The organism is Streptomyces sp. NPDC001851 (assembly GCF_040297165.1).
In the GTDB taxonomy this organism is placed as follows: Bacteria; Actinomycetota; Actinomycetes; order Streptomycetales; family Streptomycetaceae; genus Streptomyces.
In genome coordinates this window covers 261,818-268,339 of sequence record NZ_JBEOYR010000012.1, presented here as the reverse complement: position 1 = coordinate 268,339, position 6,522 = coordinate 261,818, and the positions used below count along the sequence as shown (strand labels likewise).

Annotated in this window: 1 protein-coding gene; it reads right to left on the bottom strand. The window is 72.9% G+C overall.

All coding sequences use genetic code 11. The features are described 5' to 3' along the window. Positions 1–6,504 (bottom strand): non-ribosomal peptide synthetase (locus ABT171_RS20140; protein WP_351245579.1); only part of this gene is annotated, 6,504 nt, incomplete at its 3' end. Between the last annotated feature and the right edge of the window lie 18 nt (positions 6,505–6,522).

The window sequence follows — 6,522 nt, the reverse complement described above, 5'->3', positions numbered from 1 at the left end:
CGCCCGCTCCTCCACCACCCCGTACGTCACCACCACATCCCCGAACACCACAGCCGGAGCATCCGGAACACGACCAGCCCACTCCTCGAACAGCTGCGGCAGCGTCCGGGCGGGTATCTCACGAGCCGTGTCGTTGTGGCCGTCGAGGAGTTGCCGGCGTTCGGCCGCGGCCAGGATCTCGGCCCGTCCGATCGGGCGGTCGGGGTGGGCGGCGACCTCGCGCAGGACCCGGACCAGCCGCTCGGCCAGCGTGCGGACGGTGTCGTGGTCGAACAGGTCGGTGGCGTACTTCAGTTCAAGGTTGAGTCCGTCCGGGCGGAGCCGCTCGTCGTGCTGCTCCTCCCAGAAGAAGATCAGGTCGAACTTGGCGACCTCGTTGGTGACCTTCGGCGCGGTCGCGCGGATGCCGGGGAAGTCCAGTCCGCGCCGGTCGTAGTTCTGCAGGGTCAGCATCACCTGGACGACCGGGGAATGGGAGAGGACGCGGTCGGGGTTGACCGCTTCCACGACCCGTTCGAACGGCACGTCCTGGTGGTCGTAGGCGGCCAGGTCGGTGGTCCGCACCCGGGCCAGCAGTTCCCGGAACGTCGGGTCGCCGGAGACATCGGTACGCAGCACCAGCGCGTTGACGAAGAAGCCGACCAGCTGGTCCAGCGCCTCGTCGGTGCGCCCGGCCGCGACCGTGCCCAGCGGGATGTCGGTACCCGCGCCGAGCCGGGACAGCAGCGCGGCGAGCGCGGCCTGCAGCACCATGAAGAGCGTGACGTCCGCCTGCTGGGCGAGGCCGACCAGCGCACCGTGCAGCGCGCCGTCGAGGGTCAGCTCGACGGTGCCGCCCCGGTGGCTCGCGACCGCCGGGCGGGGCCGGTCCGTCGGCAGCTGCAGGAGTTCGGGGACGCCCGCCAGCTCCCGCTCCCAGAAGGCGAGCTGGCGCGCGAGCATGCTGTCCGGGTCGTCCTCGGAGCCGAGCATGGCGCGCTGCCACAGCGCGTAGTCGGCGTACTGCACCGGCAGCGGCTCCCACTCCGGGGCCCGGCCGGCGCACCGGGCCCCGTACGCCACCGACAGGTCCCGGGCGAGCGGCGCCATCGACCAGCCGTCGCTGGCGATGTGGTGCTTCACGATCGACAGCACGTGCTCCCGCGCGGACAGTGAGTAGACGGCGACCCGCAGGGGCAGTTCACCGGTCAGGGCGAAGGAGTGCCGGGCCGCCCGCGCCAGCGCCTCGGTCAGCTCGCGCTCGCCGGCCACCTGGACGAAGGAGACCTCGGGCCGGAGCTGCCCGGCGGGCAGCACCAGCTGGTACGGCTCGCCGGCCTCCTCCGGGTAGACGGTGCGCAGCGTCTCGTGCCGCTCCACCACGTCTGCCACGGCTCCGGCCAGGGCGTCCCTGTCCAGTTCGCCGGTCAGCCGGATCCAGGTGGGGATGTTGTAGGTGACGCTGGAGCCCTGCAGCTTGTGCAGGAACCACAGTCTGCGCTGGGCGAAGGAGAGCGGCACCCGGTCGGGGCGGACGGCGGGCAGCAGCGGCGGGCGGGCGGTCCCGGCCTCGGCGAGCCGGGCCGCGAGCCCGGCCGGGGTGGGCGTCTCGAAGACCGCGCGGATGGGCAGTTCGACGGCGAGCGCGCTGCGCAGTCCGCCGATGAGCCGGGTGACCAGCAGTGAGTGGCCGCCGAGGTCGAAGAAGTTGTCGTCGACGCCGACCCGGTCCACGCCGAGGATCGCGGCGAAGGCACCGCACAGGATCTCTTCGCGGGCGTTGCGCGGTCCCCGGCCGGTGGCGGCCGCCGCCGGTCCGTAGTCGGGGACGGGCAGCGCCTTGCGGTCGAGCTTCCGGTTGGGGGTGAGGGGCAGTTCGGCGAGCGCTACGAAGGCGGCGGGCACCATGTAGTCGGGCAGCCTCTCGGCCGCGTACCGGCGCAGTTCGGCGAGGTCGGGGCTGCGGCCCGCGACGGGCACCACGTAGCCGACCAGCCGCTTGTCGCCGGGCTGGTCCTCCCGGACGACGACGGCGATCTGGGCGAGGTCCGGGTGGGCGCCCACGACGCCCTCGATCTCGCCGGGCTCGATCCGGAAGCCGCGCACCTTGACCTGGTCGTCGACCCGGGCGATGAACTCCAGCTGCCCGTCGGCCCGCCACCGGCCGAGGTCGCCGGACCGGTACATGCGGCTGCCGGGCGGGCCGAAGGGATCGGCGACGTACCGCCCCGCGGTGAGGTCCGGACGGCGGTGGTAGCCGCGCGTCACCAGGTCACCGGCGATGTACAGCTCCCCCGGGCTGCCGGCCGGGACCGGGCGCAACCGGGCGTCCAGTACGTACATCCGGGTGTTCCAGACCGGCCGGCCGATGGTGACCACGCCGGTCGGGACGGCGTCTCCGGGCTCGATCCGGAACTCGGAGCAGCCGACCGTGGTCTCGGTCGGGCCGTACTCGTTGATCACGGTGGCCTTCGGGTGCCGGGCCCGCCACTCGTCCAGCACCTCGCCCATCAGCGACTCGCCGCCGAGCACCAGTTGCTCCGTGGGCGAGAACCGGTCCGGGAGGCCGATCAGCAGCGGCAGATGGCTGGGCGTGGCCTTCACGAAGGTGGGCTGTTCGCCGCCGCCCGCCGCCGGGGCGGATTCGTCGAGTTCGATGAGTTCGACACAGCCGCCCGAGGTCAGGGGCGCGAACAGCCCGGTGGCCGTGAGGTCGAAGGCGACCGGGGAGTGCACCAGCGCCCGGCCCGCCACCCCGGGGTAGGCGGCGCGGGTCCAGGAGAGGTAGCCGTCGAGGGAGCGGTGCTGCACGGTGACGCCCTTGGGGCGGCCGGTGGAGCCCGAGGTGAAGATCACGAAGACGGCGTTGTCCGGGCTCACCGGCCGTTCGCGCTCGCCGTCGGTGAGGTCGGCGCCGGAACGGCCCAGCACCTCGGCGGCGGTCTCCGGCTCGTCGAGGCAGAGCAGCGGCCGGTCCGACGGGACGCCGGCGAGGACACCCCGTTCGGTGAGCACCAGGACCGGTGCCACGTCGTCGAGCATGAAGGTGAGCCGCTCGGCCGGGTACGCGGGGTCCAGCGGGAGGTAGGCGGCACCCGACTTGACCACGGCGAGCAGGGCGACCACCAGGTCGACCGAGCGGGGCAGGGCCACGGCCACGTACTTCTCGGGGCCGGCGCCGCGTGCGACCAGCAGGCGGGCGAGCCGGTTGGCCCGTTCGTTGAGGTCCCGGTAGCTCAGCGTCACACCGCCGGCCTGGACCGCGGGGCGGTCCGGGATGCGGGCGGCCTGTGCCTGGAACAGGTCGTGCAGCAGTTCCCCGGAGGGCGCGCGCTGTTCGCCCTGCCAGTCGGACAGCAGGAGACGGCGTTCCCCGGGGGTCAGGATCTCCAGGGTGCTGACGGGGCGGTCCGGTGCGGCGACCGCCTCGCCGAGCAGCCGGACCAGGCGGGCGGTGAGCGCGTCGGCCGTGGCGGGGTCGAAGAGGTCGGTGGCGTATTCGAGCCGGCCGTCGATGCCCGCGGCGCTGCCGTCCTCGGCGGTCAGCTCCCAGGTGTGGAACGACAGGTCGTGCCGGGCCGTACTCCTCGGGACCTCCTCGTCGGCGGCGCTGAGGCCGGACAGGGCGGTGGCGCGGGCCGGAATGTTCTGGGAGGTGAGCATCGTCTGGTAGAGGGGTGCGTGGGAGAGTGAGCGGCCGGGGTTGACGGCCTCCACGACCCGTTCGAAGGGCACGTCCTGGTGCGCGTAGGCCGCCAGGTCCGTCTCCCGCACGCGTGCCAGCAGCTCGCGGAACGTCGGGTCGCCCGACACGTCCGTGCGCAGCACCAGCGTGTTGACGAAGAACCCCACCAGATCGTCCAGCGCCTCGTCGGTACGCCCCGCCACCGCCGTACCCAGCGGGATGTCCGTCCCCGCACCCAGTCGCGACAACAGCACCGCCAGCGCCGCCTGCACCACCATGAACACCGTCACGTCCGACGCGCGGGCCAACGCCACCAACCCACTGTGGGTACCGGCGTCCACCGAGAAACGGACCGTGGCGCCCCGATGACTGGCCACCGCCGGACGCGGCCGGTCCACCGGCAGCTCCAGCAACTCCGGAGCCCCCGCCAACGCCCCACGCCAGAAAGCCAGTTGCTGAGCCAGCACACTGTCCGGGTCGTCCGCCGAGCCCAGCACCTGCCGCTGCCACAGCACGTAGTCGGCGTACTGCACGGGCAGCGGCTCCCACTCCGGGACCGCGCCCTCGCAACGCGCCGCGTACGCCGTCGACAGGTCCCGCAGGAACGGCCCCATCGACCAGCCGTCACCCGCGATGTGATGCAGCAGGAGCAGCAGCACATGCTCCCGCTCCCCCACCCCGAACAACGTCACCCGCAACGGCGCCTCGGCCGCCAGGTCGAAGCAGTACCCCGCCCGCTCGGCCAGCGCCCGCGACAGGTCGCCCTCCAGCTCGACGAACTCCATCGCCGGAGCGGCATCCGCCTCCACCACCTGGACCGGCTCACCGCCGACCTCCGCGAACCGGGTCCGCAACACCTCATGACGGCCCACCACATCGCTCACCGCGGCGGTCAGCGCGGCCCGGTCCAGCACACCCGACAACCGCACCGCCAACGGCACGTTGTACGTCGGACTCGGCCCCTCCAACCGGAACGCGAACCACAACCCACGCTGCGCCGGCGACAACGGCAACGCCTCAGGACGCTCCGCACGCACCAGCGGCGCACGCGCCGCCCCCGCACGCGCCACCAGCGCCGCCAGCCCCGCCACCGTCGGCGCCTCGAACACCGCCCGCACCGACAACTCCACCCCGAACACCTTCCGCACCCGGCTCAACAGGCGCGTGGCGAGCAGGGAGTGCCCGCCGAGGGCGAAGAAGTCGTCGTCCACGGTGACCGGGTCCACACCGAGTACCTCGGCCACCATCCGGCACAGGGTCTCCTCGTCGGGCGTACGGGGAGCACGGCCGCCGGAGCCGCCCGCCCTGGCGTAGTCGGGGGCGGGCAGCGCGGAGCGGTCCACCTTGCCGTTGGGGGTGAGCGGCCAGCGGTCGAGGGTCACGAAGGCCGAGGGCGTCATGTACTCGGGCAGCACGGCTGCCAGACGGGTGCGCAGCGACGCCGGGTCCGGGGCGGCTGCGCCGTCCGGCGTGCTGAGGTAGGCAACGATCCGCTGGTCACCGGGACGGTCCTCGCGGACCAGCACCATCGCCCGGGACACCTGCTCGTGCCTGGTCAGCGCCGCTTCGATCTCGCCCGGCTCGATCCGATGGCCGCGCACCTTCACCTGGTGGTCGGTGCGCCCCAGGAACTCCAGCTGGCCGTCGGCCCGCCACCGCACCAGGTCACCCGTGCGGTACATACGGGTGCCCGGTGCGCCGAACGGGTCCGCCACGAACCGCTCGGCCGACAGTCCGGGACGGCCCAGGTAGCCGCGCGCCAGCCCGGGGCCGGCCAGGTACAGCTCGCCCGGGGTGCCCACCGCGACCGGCCTCAGCCCGGCGTCGAGCACATAGCCGCGTGCGTTGTCCATCAGCCGTCCCAGCGGCAGCACACCGTCCGGGGTCGGCTCGCCGGGTTCCAGCCGGAACTCGGCCACGTTGACGGTCGCCTCGGTAGGGCCGTAGACGTTGATCACGGTGACCGACGGGTGATCGCGGCGCCACTCGTCCAGGACCGGGCCGAGCAGCGCCTCGCCGCCCAGCATCAGTTCCGTGGTGGGCGAGAAGCCCGCCGGCAGCACTCCGAGCAGCGGCAGGTGGCTGGGGGTCGCCTTCAGGAAGGTGCACTTCTCCGGGCCGGCGGACTCGTCGTTCGCCAACGCGGTGACCCATACCCGGCCACCGGTCGTCAGGGGGGCGAACAGTGAGGTGACGGTCATGTCGAAGGAGACCGAGGAGTGCCACAGCGAGGTGCCGCGGACGCCGGGATACGTCCGCGCCGCCCACCCGAGGTAGTCGGCGAGGGCGCCGTGCTCGATCACCACGGCCTTCGGCGTTCCGGTGGAGCCCGAGGTGTAGATGACGTACGCGGGGTTCGCGGCGCGCAGCGGGGCGACGCGCTCGTGGTCCGCCAGGTCCGAGGCGGGCAGTGCGGCGAGGTCCGCGGCCACGGCCGGGTCGTCCAGCCGGACGGCTCGGCCGTCCCCCAGGGCGTGGGTGCCGGACGTCGTCGTGAGCAGACACGCCGGCCGGGCGTCGGAGAGCATGAACGCGATGCGTTCCGCCGGGTACTCCACGTCCAGGGGCAGGTAGGCGGCACCGCTCTTGGCCACCGCGAGCAGCGCCACGACCTGTTCGGCGGAGCGGGGCATCAGCACACCGACGATCTGCTCCGCACCGACGCCCCGGGAGACCATGTAGCGGGCGAGCCGGTTGGCCCGCTCGTTCAGTTCGCGGTAGCTGAGGTGGTCCGTGCGGATGGTCAGCGCGGTGTGCTCCGGGGTGCGCCTCACCTGGGTCTCGAAGAGTTCAGGAAGCAGTACTTCCAGCGGGACCTCCGCCGTTTCCACCCAGTTCATTCTTCCGACTCCTCGTGG